Annotated in this window: 3 protein-coding genes; 2 read left to right on the top strand and 1 reads right to left on the bottom strand. The window is 57.2% G+C overall.

What is annotated here, in order from left to right:
* Nucleotides 1-48: 48 nt before the first annotated feature.
* Entirely contained in the window at nucleotides 49-735 is a 687-nt protein-coding gene (gene pgl / locus VGE80_RS12255; RefSeq protein WP_440592868.1) for a 6-phosphogluconolactonase, read from the top strand.
* Nucleotides 736-932: 197 nt separating this feature from the next.
* Nucleotides 933-2,051 (top strand): sialate O-acetylesterase, encoded by a 1,119-nt coding sequence (locus VGE80_RS12250; protein ID WP_440592867.1) that lies wholly within the window; start codon nucleotides 933-935, stop codon nucleotides 2,049-2,051.
* 175 nt (nucleotides 2,052-2,226) lie between these two features.
* Here VGE80_RS12250 and VGE80_RS12245 read toward each other — a convergent pair whose 3' ends face one another.
* Nucleotides 2,227-2,682 (bottom strand): hypothetical protein, encoded by a 456-nt coding sequence (locus VGE80_RS12245; RefSeq protein ID WP_440592866.1) that lies wholly within the window; start codon nucleotides 2,680-2,682, stop codon nucleotides 2,227-2,229.
* Between the last annotated feature and the right edge of the window lie 380 nt (nucleotides 2,683-3,062).

Here is a 3,062-nt window from a genome sequence, read left to right as displayed (position 1 = left end):
AGGCGACGAAGTGTTGCAGCAAGAATTTCGAATTGAAGGAAGTGTTGGATGAATCTGGAAGTACTGACCGACGCAGACACCGTCGCTCGCCAAGCGGCGAGTGAAATCGCCTGCTTCGCGCGGAGCGCCGTCGCGGAACGTGGCCAATTTTTGCTGGCGGTCAGTGGCGGCAGGACCCCCTGGGTGATGCTCAAGGTCCTGACCGAAGAAGAAATCCCCTGGGGGAATGTCCACATTTTTCAAGTTGATGAACGCGCCGCACCCGATGGCCATTCCGACAGAAACCTGACACATCTCAGGGCCAGCCTCGCCGGTGCTCCGATCCCCGAGAGCCAGATACACGCGATGAATACAGCGGCGCAGGACCTGCAAGCTTCCGCAGACCAGTACTGTGAACTTCTCCGAACTTACGCAGGTGTCCCCCCCGTGCTGGACCTCGTTCATCTCGGTCTCGGAACTGATGGGCATACAGCGTCGCTCGTTCCCAATGACTCCGCCCTGTCGATTGAAGGGAGCGACGTTGCCATCACGGACGTTTATCAGGGTCGCCAGCGCATGACGCTGACCTTCCCGGTCCTCAACCGCAGCAGGAAAATTCTCTGGGTCGTCACCGGTGCAGAGAAGCGAGAGATGTTGTCGCGGTTGCAAAGTGGTGACCAGACGATTCCCGCGGGTCGAATTCGTCGCGACGACGCGATCATCCTTGCGGATCAGGCCGCGGCGGGAACAACCTGAAGACGGCAACAGATCAGCGAAGCTCCCCCCGGTAGCGTTCGCCTCGCCTTGATCCAGGTGCGTTTCGAAAGCCCGTTTCAGACGACGGGTTTATTGTGAAGATGGCACCGTACCTACCATGCGGACATAGCGGAATGCCGGCTCCCACGACGATGAGTCTGATCAAAACGAACAACATTAGACATCGGAGAAAACTCATGAATCGCATCTGCGTCGCGTGGAGCCTGATCGTTCTCCTCTCGGGAATCTCGCCGTTGATCGCAGCGGAAACGGCCAGACTTGATTTATCCAGTCCCCTTCCCCATCAGGTCGTACAGCGGGAAGGCTTCCAGTCCTCTCGTTCGCACGATCACAATCTTGGAGGCCCCGAACTGGGCTACGCGGACATCGAAGTACAGGGAACTCTTCCTGCCGACGTCAAAGGAGAGCTTGAGTTCCGCGTCGTGGCGCTCAAGGGAGCCTTTGGAACGGATTCCAACTGGGCGCCGCTGGTGACGGAATCAGAGGGACAGACGTTTCGTGGTCCGGCAGAAATGGTGGCGGGGGGATGGTACCGACTGGAAGTACGCTGCATCCGTGACGGCAAAACGGTTGCCGAAGGGGCCGTCGAACCTGTCGGTGTCGGAGAAGTCTTTCTTATCGCAGGACAGTCGTACGCTGCGGGTGCAAATGACGAACTGCTGAAAGTCACCGATCCCGAAAGGCGTGTCTCCGCCTATGACTGGGTGGCGAAAACCTGGTCCGTAGCCAACGATCCCCAACCCCATGTTGGAGATGGAGGAACCATCTGGCCGCATCTGGGAGACCTTCTCGTCCCGACACTGCGCGTCCCTGTCGCGTTTGTGAATGTCGCCGTGGGAGGGACATCGTCACGCCAATGGCTGCCCGACGAAGAACTACACCGCCGTCTGGTGAAGGCGGGACGCGATATCGGTTCGTTCCGAGCCGTTTTGTGGCAGCAGGGAGAATCCGATGTCATCGAACACACCCCGACAGAGACCTATATCGGGAACATGATCAAGATCCGGGAAGCCGCCGCGCGGGCATGGCGATTCGAGCCACCCTGGCTGCTTGCGAAATCCACTCTTCACCCCACCGTCTACAATGATCCCGTGGCAGAAGAACGGATTCGGTCAGCCATACACCAACTATGGAAGCGGCCTCACTTCGGGCCGGGCCCCGATACGGACCAGTTGGCAGGTGAAAATCGGGGGGACGTCAATTCTCGCCGTCATTTTTCCGGCATCGGACAACGCCGTGCTGCCCTGTTGTGGTATGTCGCTGTTTGGAACGAGATCCACAAAGGGAACCCGTAAGGACCTCATCCCGTCATCGTAACCTCCCGTTGTCAGCCAATCGCATGACCGTCCGAGCCTCGTCACCCAAAATTGAAGTGATGGCGAGGAGGTGTATTCCATGGGCGAAACAGAAGCGATTTCGGTTGCCCCTTGCAACAGCAAAGCACGATTCAAACGAGTGAGGGGTCGCGACTCAGCCTGGGTTCACTGGAGTTCGGCAACGTTCCTTGACCTTCCAGAAATCGTCGATGCTTTTCAGTTCTTCTGTCTGATAAGTTCCGGGTTTTAAAGAGATCTTGCGCGTGGTGTGTTGAGCCACGACTTGTTCGATGCGTTCCACCGAGATCTCATCGCGGGGAACAGTCACTTGCGCAAATTCCTGGTCCGCATAGTACTGTGGCTTACGTCCTTGGTGCTCATGCGGCAGGTAGATCGTTCCATTGTTGAAGTCGACGGCAAACGCAATCACTCCCGGCACGAAGAAGAACATCAACCCCACAGCATCCAGCGCGACAATCTTCCAATCCAGTGGACCGGCCGGTTGACCGCGCCGTTCAGGATGCAGAATCGTACCACAACCGACGCCGAGACAAAGACATCCTTGAGCAACCGTCCATGCGACGAAACGACGGCGTGAGACCAGATCCATTGAACAACGCCTCGATGAAACCCTCGGCGAGACTGACGGGGACGCAACAGAATGTCACGGGTCAGTCGCGATGTGCAATCCAAAATGATGGGACGAGGCTTCTATTTCATTTCGGCAGAATCGGCAATATGTCTTGCTCGCCGGTCGGCTTTCGCATCAAGGCCGACAACTGTCCATTTGACCAATTGAACGGAACCAGTTCCGACCAAAATGGACAGCCCGCTGACGATGTACCCTCATTCGAGACATCTCCGACGCCTCCTCTGACATGCGCGCCCCAAAGTAGAGAGTACACACCAAGTCCCGACCACGGGTCCGGTCTCGGCGTGCTCCTTCAAAGTTTCGAACTGTCACCGAAAAGCGCCCGGAAGAATTCAGAG

The sequence above is a fragment of the Schlesneria sp. genome, from assembly GCF_036405755.1.
Lineage (GTDB): Bacteria > Planctomycetota > Planctomycetia > Planctomycetales > Planctomycetaceae > Schlesneria > Schlesneria sphaerica.
The sequence above is the reverse complement of the archived record's forward strand: the minus strand, read 5'-3'. Positions and strand labels throughout refer to the sequence as shown.